Here is a 19,628-nt window from a genome sequence, read left to right on the forward strand (position 1 = left end):
TGAACTTATGGTAATATATGTGTTACCCATATATTACCATAAATAAATATTAATAGGGGGTGTTTTGGTTGCTTAATTACTCATTAAAAAGATTTGTTTACATGTTGATTACCCTCTGGGTAATTGTAACATTGACATTTTTCTTAATGCACATGATACCAGGCGATCCTTTTACAAGCGAGAAAAAAGTACCAGAGCAAATCAGACAAAACATGCTGGCAAAATATCACCTTGATAAGCCTTTAATTGTACAGTATGGGTATTATCTTAATAATCTAGTACATGGTGATTTAGGAATATCGCTGAAATACTTAAACAGGACAGTTGATGATATAATCAAACAATCTGCACCAGCATCGTTTCAACTTGGTATACAATCTATAATTTTGGGTGTTATTTTCGGCTTGCTTTTTGGTATTATTGCAGCATTAAAGCGAGGAGGCGGCTGGGATTATTTTTCTATGTTTCTCGCTATAATAGGTATCTCTGTTCCAAACTTCATTATAGCGACGCTTTTGCAGCTTTTATTAGCGTCAAAGCTAAGATGGCTACCAGTATCTGGATGGGGTTCATTTAAATATACTATATTGCCGTCTATTGCATTGTCGTTTTCTACATTATCAATCATATCCCGTATGATGAGAACAAGCATGCTGGACGTAATTGGGCAAGATTATATAAAAACAGCGAAGGCAAAAGGGCTTTCTCAGCTTCAGATTATATGGAAACACATGGTTAGAAATGCAATTATGCCAGTTGTGACAGTATTAGGTCCATTGATTGCTGGTATCGTTACTGGAACGTTTGTAATTGAGCAAATTTTCAGCATACCAGGACTTGGAAAGTTCTTTGTTCAGAGTATATACGATGAAGATTATTCTATGATCTTAGGCACAACAATTTTTTACAGTGTAATTTTAGTAGTAATGATGTTTTTAGTTGACATTGCATATGGACTTATTGATCCTAGAGTAAGGCTGGCAAAAGGAGGAAAGTAAAATGGTGGATATAAGCAAGGATGAGTTTGAGATAATTGGTGCTAATGCTTCTGAAAGCCAGTCTATAGTAAGACCAAGTATTAGTTACTGGCAGGATGCATGGCGAAGGCTAAAAATGAATAAGGTTGCTATGGCTTCTTTAGTTTTTCTGATTTTTCTTGTTTTAATGGCTATATTTGGACCATACATGAGGCCGTTTGACTATGCACATCAAGACTTGTTTAACACAAATAAACCTTTTTCTAAAGTTCATTGGTTTGGCACAGACTATCTTGGAAGAGATTTATTTGTAAGAGTTTGGATGGGTGCTAGAGTATCATTATTTATAGGTGTCACAATTGCCTTTCTTGATGCGGTTATCTGCGTTACTTACGGTGGCATAGCAGGGTATTTTGGTGGTCAAGTCGATAATATAATGATGCGCATTGTTGATATACTTTATGGCATACCGTACTTGATACTTGTAATACTTTTGATGGTTGTCATGGGCCAAGGTTTGTGGACCATAATAACTGCAATGGTCATGACAGGTTGGGTAGGTATGGCAAGGATTGTTAGAGGCCAAGTACTGCAGCTTAAAGAGCAGGAGTTTGTCTTGGCGGCCAAAACGCTTGGAGCAAGTCCTGGCAGAATAATATTAAGACATTTGATACCAAATGCATTGGGACCAATAATTGTTTCAATGACATTTGATGTTCCAAATGCTATTTTTTCTGAGGCTTTTTTGAGTTATATAGGCCTTGGCATAAGAGCACCACTTGCAAGTTGGGGTACTCTTGCAAATGATGCAACACAGGTTTTGCTTATGTATCCTATGCAGCTTTTTATACCTGGATTTTTTATAAGTGTTACAATGCTTGCGTTTAATATGCTTGGTGATGGTTTGAGAGATGCTCTCGACCCGAGACTTCGCCGCTAAAGGAGGTAATGAATTTGGGAGATAGAGAAGTATTGCTAGATGTACAAAATTTGGAGTATTCATTCGACACCTATGCAGGCGAAGTAAAAGCAGTTAGAGACGTTAGTTTCCAAGTAATGAAGGGTGAATCACTGGCAATTGTTGGTGAGTCTGGCTGTGGAAAATCTGTTACAATGCAAGCTGTGATGAGATTAAACCCAGAACCACCTGGCAGATTTAAAGCTGGCAAAATCATATTTGATGGTAGAGAGATTTCTAAGTTTAGTGAAAGACAGATGCAATCAATAAGAGGCTCAGAAATTGGTATGATATTTCAAGACCCTATGACGTCATTGAATCCTACGATGACGATAGGAAAACAGATTGCGGAAGTAATATTGAAGCATCAAAAGGTTTCTAAAGCTGAGGCGATGAAAAGGGCAAAAGAAATGCTTGATGTCGTTGGCATTCCTAATGCTGATAGAAGGATAAATCAATATCCACATGAATTTTCTGGTGGCATGAGGCAGAGGGCAATGATTGCTATTGCTTTGGCATGTAGGCCAAAGCTTCTCATTGCTGATGAGCCAACAACTGCACTTGATGTTACAATACAAGCACAAATACTTGATTTAATGAAAGATTTGCAGAGAGAGTTTAATACATCTATTATTATGATAACTCACGATTTAGGTGTTGTTGCCGATATAGCTGAGAGAATTATAGTCATGTATGCTGGCAAAATTATAGAGACAGGTACATCTGATGAGATATTTAAGCATCCACAGCATCCTTACACATGGGGACTTTTAAAATCTGTTCCAAGGCTTGATGCCCAGAACAAAGAAAAACTTGTTCCTATTGTTGGTACGCCTCCTGATTTATTTGCACCTCCAGTAGGGTGTCCATTTGCTGCTAGATGCAATTATGCAATGAAAATTTGTTACGAAGCTCAACCAGAGTATACAAATGAAACTGATTCACATAAGGTTGCCTGTTGGTTGAAGCATCCATATGCGCCAAAGGTGAAGAATCCTTTTGAAAAGGAGGCGTATACAAGTGAAGGATAATGTGATTTTGGAAGTTAAAAATTTGAAAAAATACTTTCACGTCAACGGTGGTATATTAAAGGCTGTTGATGATGTAAGTTTTAATATAAAAAGGGGCGAGACTTTAGGTCTTGTTGGTGAGTCTGGCTGCGGCAAGTCAACTACTGGAAGAACAGTTATAGGCCTTTATGAAGCAACAGGTGGCTCAGTTATATTTGATGATATACCTGTTCATAAGATGAACGACGAGACACGAAGAAAATTTGCTAGAAAGGCGCAGATGATTTTTCAGGATCCATATGCATCGCTAAATCCTCGTATGACTGTCGGTGATATAATAGGTGAAGGAATTGACATACATGGTTTATACACTGGTAAAGAGAGGAGAGAGAGAATATACAATCTCCTTGAACTGGTTGGATTAAACCGGGAGCATGCAAATAGGTTTCCACATGAGTTCTCAGGTGGACAAAGGCAAAGGATAGGCATAGCACGAGCAATGGCAATTGAGCCAGAATTCATTGTGTGCGATGAGCCAATATCTGCTCTTGATGTTTCTATACAGGCACAGATTGTGAATTTACTTATGAATTTACAAGAGGAAAAAGGTTTGACATACCTTTTTATTGCTCATGACTTAAGCATGGTAAGGCATATAAGCGATAGAGTTGCTGTCATGTATTTAGGTTCAATTGCAGAATTGACTCAAAGCGGTGAGTTGTATACAAATCCTTTGCATCCATATACACAAGCGCTTCTTTCTGCGGTGCCAATCCCTGATCCGGAAGTTGAAAGAAAGAGAGAAAGGATCATACTGGAAGGTGATGTACCAAGTCCAATTAATCCGCCGTCAGGGTGCAGATTTAGAACCAGGTGCAAATATGCGATGGATATTTGCAGCGAAGTTACACCACCACTAAAAGAAGTAGGCAGCGGCCATTTTGTAGCATGCCATTTATTTGATAAATAAGAGCACTCAAAAGAGTGCTTTTTTTGTAATCATAAAACTTATTTAATAAGGTTGTGATGATATGAATATTCGCAAATTAGTAGCTGTATTGCTGATAATTGCAACTATAGTTTTACTTATATTATACAATTATGAAAGATATTTAAAATCTTTTTCCCAATCTCCATCTAAAGAATGGAGTAGAGATATGAAAATTGCCTCAAGAGATTTTAACAGAGGCACATACATATTTTTAAACAACAGTAAAATTTATGCAGCTTTACCAAAGGTGAATAAAATCGAATTGATAGATATAAGCAATCCAAGTAAAATTTTAATTAAAGATATAGATATAAACGGAATTGATGAATCAAATGTAAAAGAAATTAATTATTGTAATGGTAGATTTTATATTATAAAAGATAATGTACTTATGTCTGTTGGCATTGATGGCAGCAATTTTATTAATTATGGAATTAATGCTGATGGTTTTAAAATAGTTGATGACAGATTGATTACTTTCAACAGTAGGAAAGTAAATGTATATAAGATATTTAATGATAAATTAGTGTTAGAAGGAAGTATTTCACAAATAGAAAATACTAAAGAGATTGATGCAGAAAAAATTAATGAAAGGTTATACATCGCACTACTAACAGGAATTAATTACGACAGGAGTATATATTTATTGACGTATGATGGAAGGCAATGGGGAAATCTAAAGCCGGTTTACAATATATCTGTGTCATCTTTTTCTGATATCAATAATTTAAGAATTGCGTACGATGGTGGTATATACTTATTTTACAATTCGGTTTCAAAAAACAATTTAAATTTGAAATACATTTATTTCAAAGATGCTAAATTGCAGAATGTTTTCCTAAAAGATGCTATGATTAACGTCGATGGAATTGGCAATGCAGATAATATTGGTGATTTTGATGTTTTAGAAGATGGTACTTATGTATACACAGTTTCATCTGGAAGTGTAGAATTAAGCAATTTTGGCAATGTACCGTCCAAATCAACGGAAATCATATATTCAAAATGGAAAGGTGGTAAGGTTGTATTATCAGAGCTTGCTACAAAAACAGGTACTTGGACAGGTATGCCAAAGATTTTAAATACTAAAAATGGCAATTTCCTCACATGGATTGAAGCCGACGGTTTCGGGAAATATAATGTTTATGCATCATCAACAACTTATGTATATAAAAATGTATTAAACAGGGTGAGGCCAGTAGATGAGCAATATGCACTTAGTACATTAATTCAAAAAAGTGCAGCATCATTGCTAATAGGTTTAATATTTATATTAGTTGGCGCATTGCCTGCATATGTATGGTTTGGGATAATAATGCTTTTTGAACCAAGAAGATTAAAAGGTGAGAGTGTTGTTTCATTCTACATCGGTGCTGCAATATATATCATTATGAAATATCTCTTGTATCCTCCTCATTCCATAAGGACAATTTTAAACTCTGTACTTAAGCCGTATAATTTTCTTGCAATGCCTGCTATATTTACTTTAATATCATATGGCTTAACGAGGGTTTACTACGGCAGGAAAAAATTTAATTCTAATTTCGGAGCATTTTCTTTTATGGTAATAATTGATGCCATCTTGACAAATCTGTTTTATGGGCCATTTTTTACATAACTTTATTTTTTTCTATAATTTGGACAATCAAAAAGATTTAGGCTGTCTTTGAATGTTGTACATTGAACACTGTTAATGTAATGCAGGGTGTTATCCGATACTTTATAAAGAGAACATTTTCCTTTTGAGCGATAGATGCAGTCTAATTTACAACAAGTATTTTGCATATTATCACCTCATTATTCATTTTTTAAGTGCGTATTAGTATTATTTGTTGCAATTATTGAATTTATAAATAACAAATTTTGCTAGATAAATGACTTAATAAAATTTTAATATGTTTGTAACTTGTCTGTAATATATGTATAATAATATATAAACATAATGAAAATTTTACCGATTTTTATATGCAAAGGGGGGAAAATGTTGAAGAAAGTCATAGTATTTTTTGCACTTTTGATATTGTTGTCTACACTTTGCATATCTGCCTATGCCTATAAAGCTAACATTGTTGTTGATAACAAAACTGTCAATTACAATGTACCAGATGTGTCAATAACTGTTAATGGCAATAAATTTGATACAGGAAAGAATCCTCCACTAATCATAGATAATAATACAATTGTTCCTCTTAGATCCATAAGTGAAGGGTTAGGGGAAAAAGTAGATTGGGATGGTCCAACACAGACGGTGACTGTTACTACTAAAGACAAGGTTATTAAATTGTTTATAGGTAAGGATTATGCAACAATCAATAGTAATAAAGTTTCACTGTCAGCACCGGCAAGACTCATAAATAGGGATACTACTTATGTGCCTATGAGATTTTTATTTGAAAACTTAGGCTATGATGTAAAATGGATTGGAGACAAGTATCTTATCCAAGCCGCAAAAAAAGCTGATCCCCCTGCAGCAAATAATGTAAATATTACTAGTTTTACATCCACATATACAAATGGTACATATACAATTTCAGTAAAAGGTGATGGTCCTTTAACGTATACAAAAGGTTCTATCAATGATGATAGTAGTATAAGAATTTACTTTGATTTTAATAATGCTATAAATACTGTTACAAGCAAGCAGATAACGATTGACAAAAACGGACTTAATCTAGCTTATATTGGACAGAATAAATTGCAGCCTGCCATAACGAGGCTTGTTGTTAATATGGATTATTCTATGCCGTATACAATTACACAATCTCAGGATAAAAAAGAATTTAATATATCATTTAAAATTGGACAAAATAAAGTGTCAAATATAACAGCGGCGAAGGTTAATAATAATGATCAAATAATAATTAATACAGATGCAGATCATTTCAATCCATCAAGATATGGCGATAATAAAATTATTATTGATATTTCGGGATCAACTTTAAGTATGCCCGATGGGAAGCTAGCTGGAAATATTCCTTTTGATGGTAATGTTGTGACAGAAATAAAGTATTCCCAATTTGATTCAAATACAGTTAGAGTTGTAGCGTATACAAACATAAAAGCAGATTTCAGTGTTAAATATACAGGGCAGGGTATAATGCTGACTGTTACAAAGCCGGATCCTAATAAAAAACAACTGGTGTATATTGATCCTGGGCATGGTGGATCTGATCCAGGCGCTATAGGTATTGATGGGATCCATGAGGCTGACATTAATCTTGCCATAGCTCTGAAATTAAAAACGCTTCTCGATAATGGTGGATACCGAACTATGATTTCAAGGACAACTGATACTGATGTTGGACTATATGATAGACCATATCAGGCTAATAATGAAGGTGCTGATGTTTTCGTCAGTATTCATTCAGATTCTTTTGGTTCACCATCTGCAAATGGTACGACGGTTTTGTACTATCCAAATGGGTACAATGGAGATACCAGAGATGAAAAAACATTTGCTCAAATAATACATGATAATTTGATGAAGCAAATAAGCACAAGCGACAGAGGGCTATCTGAAAGGCCAAAGCTTGTAGTGCTTAATCAGACTAAGATGCCTGCAGTTTTGATAGAAACGGGGTTTGTGACTAGTCCCACAGATGCTCAACTTTTAACAGATGATAATTTTCAATGGAAAGTCGCTCAAGGTATATATAATGGTATCGTGGATTATTTTGACAAGCTGTCAAACGGCATTATAAGCACGACAGTTTCTGATTCAGTATATAAAAGCAATTAAAACAGGCAAAAATATGCCTGTTTTTTTAATGAGCTTTCTTGTAAATTGCCTTAAAAGGTTTTAAAATAATATTATGGCTTACGCAATGGATAACAAAATTTAAACAGGGCAAAAATTATAGTATAAAATATAAAGGGGCTGAAGAAATGAAAAGAGTAGATGGCAGGGATCCAAAATCCTTAAGACCGATAAAGATTACTAGAAATTTTAACAGATACGCCGAAGGATCTGTTTTGATAGAAGTAGGGAATACAAAGGTTATATGTACAGCATCGATTGAAGATAAGGTACCGCCTTTCCAGAAAGGTACTGGAAAGGGGTGGATTACCAGCGAATATTCTATGATTCCGAGAGCTACAGAGACTAGAACACAAAGAGAGTCTACAAGAGGCAAACAATCCGGCCGGACGATGGAAATTCAAAGGCTTATAGGGAGAGCTTTAAGAGCTGTTGTGGACTTAGATGCGTTGGGTGAAAAGACCATTTGGATTGATTGTGATGTAATACAGGCAGATGGAGGAACAAGGACAGCTTCAATTACAGGTTCATTTGTTGCTCTCGTTGATGCAATGAATAAACTATTGCAAAAAGGTGTTATAAGTAAGATGCCAATTAAAAGTTTTGTGGCTGCAGTTAGTGTAGGCATAGTTGGGGATAACAAGTTACTTGATTTATGCTATTTAGAAGACTGTAATGCACATGTGGATATGAATATAGTAATGACTGACAAAGGTGAGTTTATAGAGATACAAGGGACGGGAGAAGGTGGGCCTTTTTCAAAAGATGATTTTACAGAGCTTTTAAGACTTGCTGAAGATGGCCTTAATAAAATTATTGAAATACAGAAAGAAGCACTGGGAGATATATCATTAAAAATTGGAGTTGAAGAAGATGAAAATAGTTGTAGCAACTCACAACAAGCATAAGGTAGATGAAATAAGAGAATTTTTCAAAGACGACTTTGAAGTATTGTCAGCGGATGATATTGGGTCATATGATGAAATAGAAGAAACAGGAGATACAATTGAGGAAAATGCACTTTTAAAGGCTAGATCTTTGGCAAATTTGACTGATAATATAGTAATTGCCGATGATACAGGCTTGTTTGTAGATTACTTAGATGGAAAACCAGGTGTATATTCCGCGAGATTTGCAGGTTTAAATGCAACATATGAAGATAACAATAGGAAACTTTTAAGACTTTTAGAAGGGGTACCAATTGAAAAAAGAAAAGCTACTTTTAGGACAGTTGTAGCATTGATTTACAAAGGTAGAGAAGCTATAATAGAAGGAAAAGTAGAAGGTACAATTCTTGATAGTCCAAGAGGTCAATTTGGCTTTGGATATGATCCAGTTTTCTTTGTAGATAAAGTAGGCAAAACTTTAGCTGAACTTACACTTGAAGAAAAAAACAAGGTAAGTCACAGGGCAGATGCTTTAAAAAAATTAAAAGATTATTTAAAAAATAATTTGGAGGATTTTAAATGAGGTTATTTGTTACAAGTGATACGCACGGTATGATACAATCTGTTAGAAATATTCTTAAAAATCTTAAAAACATTGATTATATAATACATTTAGGTGACTATTACAGAGATGCTATAGAGTTAAATAGAGAGTTTGGAATTCCTACCCTATACGTCTATGGCAATTGTGATTTTGGTGATAAAGAAAAATACGAGAAGATAATCGATATTGACGGTAAAAGAATATTATTGACACACGGCCACAAGTATTATGTAAAGTTTGAAAAGAGCATTATAATAGAAAAAGCAAGGGAATATGGTGTTGATGCAGTCTTCTATGGCCATACCCACGTGCCATTAGTATACAATGATGGCGATATGATTGTATTAAACCCTGGTAGCCCATCAATGCCTCGAGAAGGTTCATCTAGGACTGTGTCTATAGTAAACATTGAAAATGGCATCATTGTGCCACAGCTTCTAAATATAGACGATATGGAGCAGTGTATTGGGAACAAGAGAAGTGGTACAAAAAATTAATTTTTAGGTGTTGACAAAGATAAATATTCCTGATATAATTTAAAACTGTCAGAGCGATGAGGCACAAAGCAATGACAACTGTATATGCGGGTGTAGCTCAATGGTAGAGCCCCAGCCTTCCAAGCTGGTTACGTGGGTTCGATTCCCATCACCCGCTCCAATATGCGCCTGTAGCTCAGTTGGATAGAGCAACGGACTTCTAATCCGTGTGTCGGGAGTTCGAATCTCTTCAGGCGCACCATTTTTTGCGAAACATGCTGAAATTGATGATATGGTGGGTATAGTTCAGTTGGCTAGAGCGCCAGATTGTGGCTCTGGAGGTCGTGGGTTCGAATCCCACTACCCACCCCATTGATGGGATGTAGCCAAGTGGTAAGGCACCAGACTTTGACTCTGGCACTTCGTAGGTTCGAATCCTGCCATCCCAGCCACCATGACCCATTAGCTCAGTCGGCAGAGCACCTGCCTTTTAAGCAGGGTGTCCCGCGTTCGAATCGCGGATGGGTCATTAAGCAAAATAATAGTAATTTTTGAAAAGAGAACAATCTGGCGTTAATGCGGGAGTGGCGGAATTGGCAGACGCGCTAGATTCAGGTTCTAGTGCCAGTCATGGCATATGGGTTCAAGTCCCTTCTCCCGCACCATTATAACATGCGGACATAGCTCAGTTGGTAGAGCATCACCTTGCCAAGGTGAGGGTCGCGAGTTCGAGTCTCGTTGTCCGCTCCATACAACATGCGCCATTAGCTCAGTTGGTAGAGCAGCTGACTCTTAATCAGCGGGTCTGGGGTTCGAGTCCCTAATGGCGCACTAGCTTTAAGCCAATTAAAGGGTATCGAGATTTTATCGATACCTTTTTTGTATGCGAAATTAAAACAACATTTTTTCAAGCTTTGTGTTGTTAATGTTTTACTCAAAGATATATATGTTATTATATTATTCCGCTCTTTTACCTAATCGTTTTTTTCAATCTCTGAGAAGCCAATATTTTCTTTTCTACTCAGCAGTGTTTTTGAGTATGCAAAAGATAGCTCATGTACTTGTTATTACCTTTAGCCTTTTATTTCCTATATTATTTATTGTCATAACCATGTGATTATACGACGAACCGACTATAACAGAGCAATAGCAGGGTTGTGAGCTTTTTGACAGAAAAATATCATAGGGACAATATTATGACAGGAAAATTTTTATTGTGTTTTTATGTAAAAATAGTATAATAATATTTCGAGAGCGCACGAGCATTTCTAAAACGATAGAATTACATTCCTGCCATTGCTAAAATTGAGTTTATTGGAGGCATTAACTGATGAATGCTGTTTTTCCAAAAAAATCCTGATTGTAGAAGATAGCAAACTTAACGCACAAATAACAGCAGATATTTTAAGCAAATATGGATACAAAACAGAAATAGTCTTAACAGGAGAAAAAGCTGTAGAAAAGGTATGGAGTGATCAAAGTACAGATTTAATTCTTATGGACGTAGAACTTGGAGGGACAATCGACGGTATAGATGCAGCGCGAATAATTCAGCAACATAAAGATATTCCAGTTTTATTTTTAACTGCAAATACCAGTAAAGAAATAATGGAAAAAATCCGATCGGTTACAAATTACGGCTATGTGCTCAAGGGTGTTGACGAATATGTACTTATATCTCAAATAGAAATGATTTTTAAGTTCCACGAAGCGAAGATACGGTTAAAACAGAGTGAGGCTTTGTTCCGCAGTATGTTTGAAAATCATGATGTAACAATGCTGCTTATTGACCCGCAATCTGGACGCATTATCGATGCTAACAAAGCTGCCTGTCACTTTTACGGTTATTCCAGAGAGACCATGCTGCAGAAGGATATAGAAGCATTTGCTTATGTTTTTTCCATAAGTGGTGACCAAAAGTGTTTGGAAGCTTTAAGAAAGGGCTGCAGTCCATGCATTTGCATCCAACGATTGGCTAACGGAGAAGAGAGGGTAGCAGAGGTCTATTCATTTACTATAGATTGTCAAAGAAAGACACTGTTGTATTTAATTATCTTTGACATTACCGAGCGATGGAAAGCTGAAAAAGAACTCAAATTTTACAAACATCTTTTTGAAAACTCATTGAACGAAATATACATATTTCACCCAGAAACATTAAAATTCATTGCAGTAAACCGCGAAGCAAAGGAAAATTTAGGCTACGGTGAGGAAGAGCTCAAAGAAATGATGCCTCTTGACTTAAAACCGGAGTTTACTCTGCTAAGCTTTAAAGAATTTCTTGCTCCTCTGACTAAAGAAGAACAACAGCAAATTATCTTTAATACTGTACACCGCAGAAAAGATGGTTCTCTCTATCCAGCAGAAATTCACTTGGAATTTGTAGAATTTGGCAAGGAAAAGGTATATGCAGAACTTGTAATTGATATGACAGAGCGAAGAAAAATGGAAAAAGAACTGCAGGAAAAAAATGAGATTTTAAGCACTATAATGGAGTCTGCAGGAGATGCTATCATCATGATTGACGATAAAGGAAACGTAACTTTTTGGAATCCTGCAGTGGAACACATATTTGGTTATTCAAGAGAAGAAATAATAGGTAAAGAATTACACACATTTATGATACAAGACGAACGATTGTACGAAGCGCATAAAGAGGCATTTAAAAAATTTCGTCTGAGCGGCAAGGGGAATGTTATAGGTAGAACGGTTGAATTAAAAGCGAGGCATAAAGATAGCCATGAAATTGATGTAGAACTTTCGCTTTCTGCTGTTAGGATTAAAGATGCTTGGCATGCGGTGGGAATTGTTCGCGACATAAGCGAACGAAAAAGATTTGAGGAATTGCTTTACCGTCAATCTATTGCTGATCCTCTTACAAATATTTACAACCGGCGTTTTTCATGCAGATGCTGGAGCAGGAAATAGAACGAACAAAACGAAATAGAAAGCCTTTTTCCCTTATTATGTTTGACATAGATCACTTCAAGAGCGTAAATGACCGTTTCGGTCATGCTGCGGGGGATATGGTTCTTAAGAATGTTGCCGATACGGTAAAAGGAAGGATACGAAAGACAGATTGTTTTGCACGTTGGGGAGGAGAAGAGTTTATAATTCTATTGCTGGAAACTGCTACAAGCGATGCAGCTGACCTAGCTGAAGAGCTTAGAAAGCATGTTAGTACGATGAGCCTACCAGAAGTGGGGTATGTGACTGCAAGCTTTGGTGTAACTAGTTACAGGTCATCAGACACCATAGATACCATTCTTTTGCGAGCAGACAATACGCTGTATGAAGCAAAAGGTGCAGGAAGAAACTGTGTAAAAAGCGAGTAAAAATTGCTTGATAAAATTAACATATAAGGAGGATAGTGGAGAGGCTACATTTTAGTCTCAATAAAAGGACTATGGAAGAAAGAAGAGACAGTAAAAGCATTTTAATAGTAGATGATACTGCATTAATACGGCTTATGGTTAAAGATATATTAGGGGCAGAAGGTTATGATGTTGAAATAGCAACTACTGCTGAAGAGGCAATGTTAAAAATAAAAAGTAGTAAAAAGGAATTATTCGATTTGGTAATTGTAGATATTAATCTGCCAAATCAAAATGGCTTTGAATTTATACAGAAATTAAAATCACATTCAGAATACAAAAACATCCCCGTTATGATACTTAGTGGAGATGCTACGGCATCTTCAATTACGCAAGCAATAGAAATTGGCGCAGTAGAATATCTTATTAAGCCATTTAAAGCAGTAGAACTTGTAAAACGTGTAGTAAAGCTAATAGGATACACTACAAAAAAAGATCGTTACCCAGAACTTAAAGAATTGTTAAAAAACGAAATAAATCGAGCAAAAAGAAGCAATGTAAATCTCTCTTTAGTTCTGGCACAATGTGAAGGAAAGATAAAAGTTGGAATTTCAAAAATCATAGATCAAATAAAGCATAAAGTTCGCGATATAGATACAGTATTAGAAATTGATGACAGCACTTTAGCTTTAATTCTTCCTATTACAGGAGCTAATGGTGCAATTGTTGTAATGAAGAAAGTTAAAGATGAATTGCCGGGTAAGTGGCATTTCGGTATAGCTACATACCCTGATAATGGCAAGAATGAGCAGGAGCTAATTAATTTTGCAAAAGAGGTTGCAATTTAAGTTTTGAATTTATTATTGCAATTTAGTGTTACGCACTTTTAAAAATGTATCCTTCATACATGTGTTCATCATTGCCGCGTTCTGAGTTGAAAGCCAGCCATTTATTGTTCCAAACACCCAATGTGGGTCTGCTTCGCTTACCCCCTGAAGCATTAATAGGTAATAACTCTTTAGAAGTTGAACTTGGAAGAATGCGGTAGATATCATCTTCATCATCATTGGATCTTCCTATGAAGTATAAACTTCCGTCATCTCCAAAAGCGGGGTACCATCCAGTTGCTACTATCTGCTTCCTACTGTTGTCCCAAACGACTATTATTTGATAATTTATCTTTATTTACATCTGCTATATAAATATGCCATACTTTGGTTTTACTTGAAGCATATACCGTTTTTTGACCATCCTTTGAAATGTCAAAGTCGCAGGCATTGCCGCTTACTAAGGTTACTACTTCCAGTATTAAAATCTTTTGATTTAATATCTCCTGGAAATCCAGAAAGACAAAATACTTTAGATATATTTTTTATACACAAAATTATCGTTATTTCTGCTATTTCTAAAAGAATCAAGAGCTAGATTTGTAATCTTTGTATTATTTGCAAAATTTACTTTTACATTCTGTATATTTATATTGTTTTTAGCCTCATATGAATGGAAACCAATTATGGGAGATATAAAAGTAAGAATCAAAACCATAACAACAACTCTTTTAATCATATTATCCCTCCTATATGAAGTCTCGTAGGAACCACATATAGGAGTTCCCGGCAATTTGGCAACCATAGCGATTAATCGCAGTTGTATTAATTTGGTTGCAAGGATATGAAATTCTATATTGAAGAGAAAAAATTTTTACATATTTATACTCAAATCAGCGCCAATTACACCAATACATGATCCATTTTTATCGATTAATGGAATAGATACAGTTAAACATGGAACCTTTGTTATTGCAGATATATAAATTTCAGATATATATTCTTTGCCTGTGATACACTCCTTAAACCAATCCCTTACATTTGCATTTGCAATACCAGCAGGTGGATTTGAGTAAATAAACCTCCCTTTAATATCATTTGTCCATAGAGCTTCAATTTCTTTGTGATTATTTAAAAAATTGTCGAGTACTTTTTTATGAAAATCCTTATTCATTGAAAGGAATTTATCTGAAATTATTTCTTCCTTTATAGATTTTATCACAGAAGCTGCTGCATTTTTTATATTTTCTGAATTTGTCTGAATTATGTTTTTTATCTCATCGCTTTCAGACAATAATTTCAAATCATTTGATGCTTCTTTTAATTTATCACTTAGATTTAATATTTTTTCTGCATTTTCTTTTTGGTGATATATGGAATTATTCATGCCGTCAAAATTAGCTGATACTTCCTTTAATAAATCTTCCACATCTTGAATTCTTTTATCGATATTGTGAACATATTTATATTCATCTTCAGAAACATTTACAATTTTACTAATCATATTCATAATCGTATTGTTATATTCTTCTATCATGTTCAAGCTTCTTTCTATATTCATTGTACTATTTACGCTATCCTGAACATTACTATAATTATCATTTGCTGATGTTTTAACACTTTCTATCTCATTATTTATTTTTTCAATTAGTGTAGCAATATCTGATACAGCTTTATTAGTATCTAAAGTTAATTTTCTAATACCATCTGCTATAACTCCAAAGCCATTGCCGTATTTGTCGGCTTTTGCAGACTCTATAGATGCGTTTAATGAAAGCAAATGAGTTTCCTTTGCTATCTTTTCAATTGATTTTAATATTTGGGAAATTTGTACTGATATTTTTGTAAGTTCATTAACTCGATTTAATGTTTCTTCTGTAGTTATAGAAATATTATTTATTTTATCTAAAACTAATCTAATCTCATTGAAACTTTCATCCACAAGCTTTCTAGACTGAATGCCAGTATTGTACATTTCTCCAGTAGTACTTTTAATATTTTCAAGCATTTCAACCAATTTCTTTATTTCTGCAATTGTATTTTTTATATTTTCATAACAAATTGAATTATTTGAAAATATCTCTTGCGATTCAGCATATAACTGTTGTGCGAAAGCATTATTTTCTTCCATGGTAATAGACAATTCTTCTGAAACCGAAAATATGCGGCTTGAAGCAACTTGCGTCTCAAAGATATATTTTACAAGCTTCTTTTTAATATTTGATATTGATATGAGTATATCTTTCATTATTCCTTTGAAATTAAAGTAGTTTTCATCCTCATTAAGCAGATTATTCGTATTTATAATGTTTAACAACTTCAATAATTTTCTGTTTTTGTATATCATATATTACACCTCTTTTTCATTTGTATAAAAATAAAGCGCTGATCAGATAAACCGATCAACGCCTTTGTTGACATGCAGATATTCCACTTAAGTTAAATAGTTAATAAAAAATGGAGAATAATCTCTCCACAACATTTTTAATTGGTGCGGATGAAGGGATTTGAACCCCCACGTCAAAGACACTAGATCCTAAGTCTAGCGCGTCTGCCAGTTCCGCCACATCCGCATATAAAATTTAGCTATTAACCTCAACAATAGTAGTATAATTAATATTTATTGAAATGTCAAGAGTTTGTTTAGGGAGCGTTATTTGGATACATCGATCCATTCTCCTTTGACTATTTTATCCAAGTCATCTACTTTTACAGCTACTGCGGCGTTTACATCACCGGCTGCTGGATATACAATTTTATAATTTTTTAATGATATGTCATAATAAATATCGATATCTGTTTTTAATCCATATGGACATACACCTCCTACAGGGTGCCCTGTTATTTCAAGGACTTCCTCAGGTGGTACCATTCTTGCTTTGCAATGAAAAGTATCTTTGAATTTTTTATTGTCTATTTTCTTCTCACCTGACAGTATAACCATTATGTACTTGTCTTTCAGTTTGAAAAGCATAGATTTTGCAATTTCTCCAGGTTCTACACCAAGCGCATTTGCAGCTTTTTCGACAGTGCTTGTGTCTTTAAGTATCTTTATTTCGATATTTATATTATTTTTTTCAAAAAAATTTTTTACTGCTTCTACGGACATTTTATTACACTCCCCACTTTGCATATGTTTTAACGATTTACATTACTAAATTTAATAATACTTTAAAAAGCAGCAGCATGTCAATAATATAAAATAAAATTCAGAGTATTTTACATATAAACTCCAAAATAATATTGCTAAAAAGATATATGTACAAGCAACAAAATTTGTATGTATTAATAATATATAAAAGGGGAGGGGATTTATATGCCTAACAATATAGTATTTAATCCAGTTGCCGAACAGCTTAAGACACTTATACACGGTATGCAGGGTACAACACCAACACCTTTGTTATTAGATCCGACAACAGGAAAGCTTTTGTCTACTGTTGATGGTTCTGTGACAGTAGCGGGCACTGTAACAGCCCAAGGAACGCTGACGGTGAATGCATCAAATTTTGATATAAGGCCTCTTACGGGTGCAACAGATTCTGTAACCATAAGCAGTGGGTCTGTGACAGTTGCAGGTACAGTTACTGTGACGGCATCAGCATTAGATATAAGACCTCTTACTGCTTCAACTGATTCGTTTACACTTGGAAGTAGAACATTCTTAGAAGATTCTACTAACATTGCAGGAGTGACTGGTACAGGTGTTGTTTTAATGGAGAATACGGGAGATAAATCGATGTATTCATATTATATTACGAATACAGGGACTAATACTATTACAATTAAACTTCAGATAAGTCCCACAACGACTGACACTTATTTTGTTGATGATACAACAAGCATTAATTTGGCAGGTGGATCTATTACAGTTTTAACAGCAGTTAAATTTCTGCAATATACAAGGTTATATTATGATACAGGTGGTGCGGTAGCTACGGCAGAATTTTACTACAATGCACAGGTTTAAAAATGGGGCTTTATGCCCCATATATTGTCGAATGGAGGGATTTATATGTTGAGTCTGTGCATGATCGTAAAAAATGAAGAAAATAACCTTGGACGCTGTTTAGAAAGTGTTAAAGATATAGTCGATGAGATTATCATTGTTGATACAGGAAGCAGTGATAGGACAGTGGATATTGCCAAAAGCTTTGAGGCTGATGTTTTTTATTATAAATGGAATAATGATTTTAGTGCGGCTAGAAATTTTTCATTAGACAAAGCTAACGGTGATTGGATTTTATTGATGGATGCTGATGATGAGATAGATCGAGAAGATAGAAAGAAAATAAAGAAGCTTTTAGAAGACGATAAAATAGATGCATATTTATTTGAAACAATAAGCTATGTAGGTGATAAGCCGGGAACAGATGCCCTTTCAAATCTAAATGTAAGAATTATAAAAAATAGGCCTGAGTACAGATTTGTTGGAGCAATTCACGAACAAATCCTTATGCCTATATTAAAACACGGTGGCAATGTAGCAGAAGTGCCCATAAAAGTTTATCATTATGGCTATCTAAACAAAAATATTAAGGACAAAGATAAGAGAAATAGAAATATGACAATACTAAAGAAAGAGCTTAGAAAAGATCCGGATAATCCTTTTCACAACTTCAATATGGGAACAGAATACATGGCACTAGGTAATTATGAATGTGCTTATAATTATTTTAAAAAGTCTTTAGATACTCTAAAAAATGTCAAGACGGGATACACGACTAAACTTATTGTCAGGATGATAATGTGCTTAAATCAATTAAACAAAATTGACGAAGCTTTTAATTTATGCAATAAGTCAATAGAGGAGTATCCTAACGTAACTGATATTGTATTTTTAAAAGGTATGTTGCATCATAGGCTTAATCAGCTTCAAGAAGCTATAGGATGTTTTAGAAAATGTATAGACATAGGGGATCCACCGCTTATAGATAGGTTTATAACAGGTGTAGGTGGCTTTAAAGCTTACTATGCTATAGGAGAAGTTTATATGGATATGAAAGAATATGACAATGCCATTATAAGCTATATAAATTCGTTGAAACTGAATCCATTAAATAAAGTCATACTGTACAGACTATCAAATGCTTATTTTAAGAAATATGATGAAGATACCGCTATAAAAAAGATCATGTCGCACTTTGACGGTTCACCTGAATCATATGTAATTCTAAGTGATATATTATTTTTAAACGGCAGATATCAGCAATCTCTAAAATGTATTGACATGGCACTAAATTCATTGAAAAATAATATAACATGTTATATAAAAGGAAGAACATTGATGTATTTACACAGATATAATGAAGCAGTTGAGTATTTTGACATGATTGACGGTGGAGAATATTCATGTGATAGTGCTATTGACAATATCATTTGTCGATTATTAACTGGTAAAAACGTCAAAAAGCCAATGACAATATTGAAAAGGGATTTTATAGAAGCATATAGAGTGTGTTTTAAATTTGCTTTATGGGTTAAAGAAGGTGTACTATCTCCATTAGATGAAAAAGATACTCGTATTTATACAGATATAATCTTTTTAATATTTGAAAAGCTATTTGATATTCACGAATTTGACTTGTTCGAGAAATCATTGAACATGCTTAATATGGTTAATGAAAAAGATGTATTATTAAAACTTGGCAAACTTTATTTTCGGCATGGTGCATATAAACTTGCGGAAGAGGAGTTAACGCGTTCAATGAAACTTTTTGATGTAATCGACGATGAAGGATTAATGATATTAAAAATTTTGTGCCAAAAGACTGAGAAAATTGATGCGTGATATATAAATTCCAGCGAACTAAAATCAAAATTTTCG

15 protein-coding genes, 9 tRNA genes and 1 pseudogene are annotated in these 19,628 nt (G+C 34.4%); 21 read left to right on the forward strand and 4 right to left on the reverse strand.

Going from position 1 to position 19,628, the window contains the following annotated elements:
* Positions 1-68: 68 nt before the first annotated feature.
* The 19 genes and pseudogenes from Q2T46_RS12240 to Q2T46_RS12330 all read left to right on the forward strand — a co-directional run bounded on the left by Q2T46_RS12240 (position 69) and on the right by Q2T46_RS12330 (position 13,822).
* Positions 69-998: an ABC transporter permease gene (locus tag Q2T46_RS12240; RefSeq protein ID WP_303265242.1), complete on the forward strand. Its 930-nt coding sequence runs from the start codon at positions 69-71 to the stop codon at positions 996-998.
* 1 nt (position 999) lies between these two features.
* Entirely contained in the window at positions 1,000-1,917 is a 918-nt protein-coding gene (locus Q2T46_RS12245) for an ABC transporter permease (RefSeq protein ID WP_303265241.1), read from the forward strand.
* Positions 1,918-1,931: 14 nt separating this feature from the next.
* Positions 1,932-2,966, forward strand: a complete 1,035-nt coding sequence (locus tag Q2T46_RS12250) for an ABC transporter ATP-binding protein (protein ID WP_245301119.1) — start codon at positions 1,932-1,934, stop codon at positions 2,964-2,966.
* Positions 2,956-3,915, forward strand: coding sequence for an ABC transporter ATP-binding protein (locus Q2T46_RS12255; protein WP_209453085.1), 960 nt, complete (start codon positions 2,956-2,958; stop codon positions 3,913-3,915). The genes Q2T46_RS12250 and Q2T46_RS12255 overlap by 11 nt, the downstream gene beginning before the upstream one ends.
* A 61-nt stretch (positions 3,916-3,976) precedes the next feature.
* Positions 3,977-5,554, forward strand: coding sequence for a hypothetical protein (locus Q2T46_RS12260; protein WP_303265240.1), 1,578 nt, complete (start codon positions 3,977-3,979; stop codon positions 5,552-5,554).
* Positions 5,555-5,920: 366 nt separating this feature from the next.
* The gene (locus Q2T46_RS12265) at positions 5,921-7,675 is read left to right on the forward strand and encodes an N-acetylmuramoyl-L-alanine amidase family protein (protein WP_209453083.1); all 1,755 of its coding nucleotides are present in this window, start codon (positions 5,921-5,923) and stop codon (positions 7,673-7,675) included.
* A gap of 146 nt (positions 7,676-7,821) precedes the next feature.
* The gene (gene rph / locus Q2T46_RS12270) at positions 7,822-8,601 is read left to right on the forward strand and encodes a ribonuclease PH (RefSeq protein WP_303265239.1); all 780 of its coding nucleotides are present in this window, start codon (positions 7,822-7,824) and stop codon (positions 8,599-8,601) included.
* On the forward strand, positions 8,567-9,163 hold the full coding sequence (locus Q2T46_RS12275; protein ID WP_209453081.1) for an XTP/dITP diphosphatase: 597 nt from the start codon (positions 8,567-8,569) through the stop codon (positions 9,161-9,163). Before rph ends, Q2T46_RS12275 begins: the two co-directional genes overlap by 35 nt.
* Positions 9,160-9,681, forward strand: coding sequence for a metallophosphoesterase (locus tag Q2T46_RS12280; protein WP_303265238.1), 522 nt, complete (start codon positions 9,160-9,162; stop codon positions 9,679-9,681). The genes Q2T46_RS12275 and Q2T46_RS12280 overlap by 4 nt, the downstream gene beginning before the upstream one ends.
* A gap of 86 nt (positions 9,682-9,767) precedes the next feature.
* A tRNA-Gly gene (locus Q2T46_RS12285) sits at positions 9,768-9,841 on the forward strand.
* Between the two features lie 4 nt (positions 9,842-9,845).
* A tRNA-Arg gene (locus tag Q2T46_RS12290) sits at positions 9,846-9,922 on the forward strand.
* A gap of 33 nt (positions 9,923-9,955) precedes the next feature.
* A tRNA-His gene (locus tag Q2T46_RS12295) sits at positions 9,956-10,032 on the forward strand.
* 4 nt (positions 10,033-10,036) lie between these two features.
* A tRNA-Gln gene (locus Q2T46_RS12300) sits at positions 10,037-10,112 on the forward strand.
* Between the two features lie 4 nt (positions 10,113-10,116).
* Positions 10,117-10,189: transfer RNA gene (locus tag Q2T46_RS12305), tRNA-Lys, on the forward strand.
* 49 nt (positions 10,190-10,238) lie between these two features.
* Positions 10,239-10,325 (forward strand) — tRNA-Leu (locus Q2T46_RS12310).
* Positions 10,326-10,334: 9 nt separating this feature from the next.
* Positions 10,335-10,410 (forward strand) — tRNA-Gly (locus tag Q2T46_RS12315).
* An 8-nt stretch (positions 10,411-10,418) separates the two neighbouring features.
* Positions 10,419-10,491, forward strand: a tRNA-Lys gene (locus Q2T46_RS12320).
* Between the two features lie 483 nt (positions 10,492-10,974).
* Positions 10,975-12,995, forward strand: a pseudogene (locus Q2T46_RS12325) (PAS domain S-box protein).
* A 71-nt stretch (positions 12,996-13,066) separates the two neighbouring features.
* The gene (locus Q2T46_RS12330; protein ID WP_311062253.1) at positions 13,067-13,822 is read left to right on the forward strand and encodes a response regulator; all 756 of its coding nucleotides are present in this window, start codon (positions 13,067-13,069) and stop codon (positions 13,820-13,822) included.
* A gap of 511 nt (positions 13,823-14,333) precedes the next feature.
* On the opposite strand, the gene Q2T46_RS12335 is transcribed toward Q2T46_RS12330, so the two are convergent.
* The 4 genes from Q2T46_RS12335 to Q2T46_RS12350 form a co-directional block, all read right to left on the reverse strand.
* Positions 14,334-14,540, reverse strand: coding sequence for a hypothetical protein (locus Q2T46_RS12335; RefSeq protein WP_303265236.1), 207 nt, complete (start codon positions 14,538-14,540; stop codon positions 14,334-14,336).
* A 135-nt stretch (positions 14,541-14,675) separates the two neighbouring features.
* Positions 14,676-16,148 (reverse strand): methyl-accepting chemotaxis protein, encoded by a 1,473-nt coding sequence (locus Q2T46_RS12340; protein ID WP_303265235.1) that lies wholly within the window; start codon positions 16,146-16,148, stop codon positions 14,676-14,678.
* A gap of 142 nt (positions 16,149-16,290) precedes the next feature.
* Positions 16,291-16,374: transfer RNA gene (locus Q2T46_RS12345), tRNA-Leu, on the reverse strand.
* A gap of 80 nt (positions 16,375-16,454) precedes the next feature.
* Positions 16,455-16,910: a YbaK/EbsC family protein gene (locus Q2T46_RS12350; protein WP_303265234.1), complete on the reverse strand. Its 456-nt coding sequence runs from the start codon at positions 16,908-16,910 to the stop codon at positions 16,455-16,457.
* Between the two features lie 207 nt (positions 16,911-17,117).
* On the opposite strand from Q2T46_RS12350, the gene Q2T46_RS12355 reads away from it, so the two are divergent.
* Together Q2T46_RS12355 and Q2T46_RS12360 are read left to right on the forward strand one after the other, a co-directional pair.
* A complete protein-coding gene (locus Q2T46_RS12355) occupies positions 17,118-17,771 on the forward strand; it encodes a DUF6385 domain-containing protein (RefSeq protein WP_303265233.1) in 654 nt (217 codons plus the stop codon).
* A 45-nt stretch (positions 17,772-17,816) separates the two neighbouring features.
* Positions 17,817-19,592, forward strand: coding sequence for a TPR domain-containing glycosyltransferase (locus Q2T46_RS12360; RefSeq protein WP_303265232.1), 1,776 nt, complete (start codon positions 17,817-17,819; stop codon positions 19,590-19,592).
* The last annotated feature ends 36 nt before the right edge of the window (positions 19,593-19,628 follow it).

It is taken from the genome of Thermoanaerobacterium sp. CMT5567-10 (assembly GCF_030534315.2).
In the GTDB taxonomy this organism is placed as follows: Bacteria; Bacillota; Thermoanaerobacteria; order Thermoanaerobacterales; family Thermoanaerobacteraceae; genus Thermoanaerobacterium.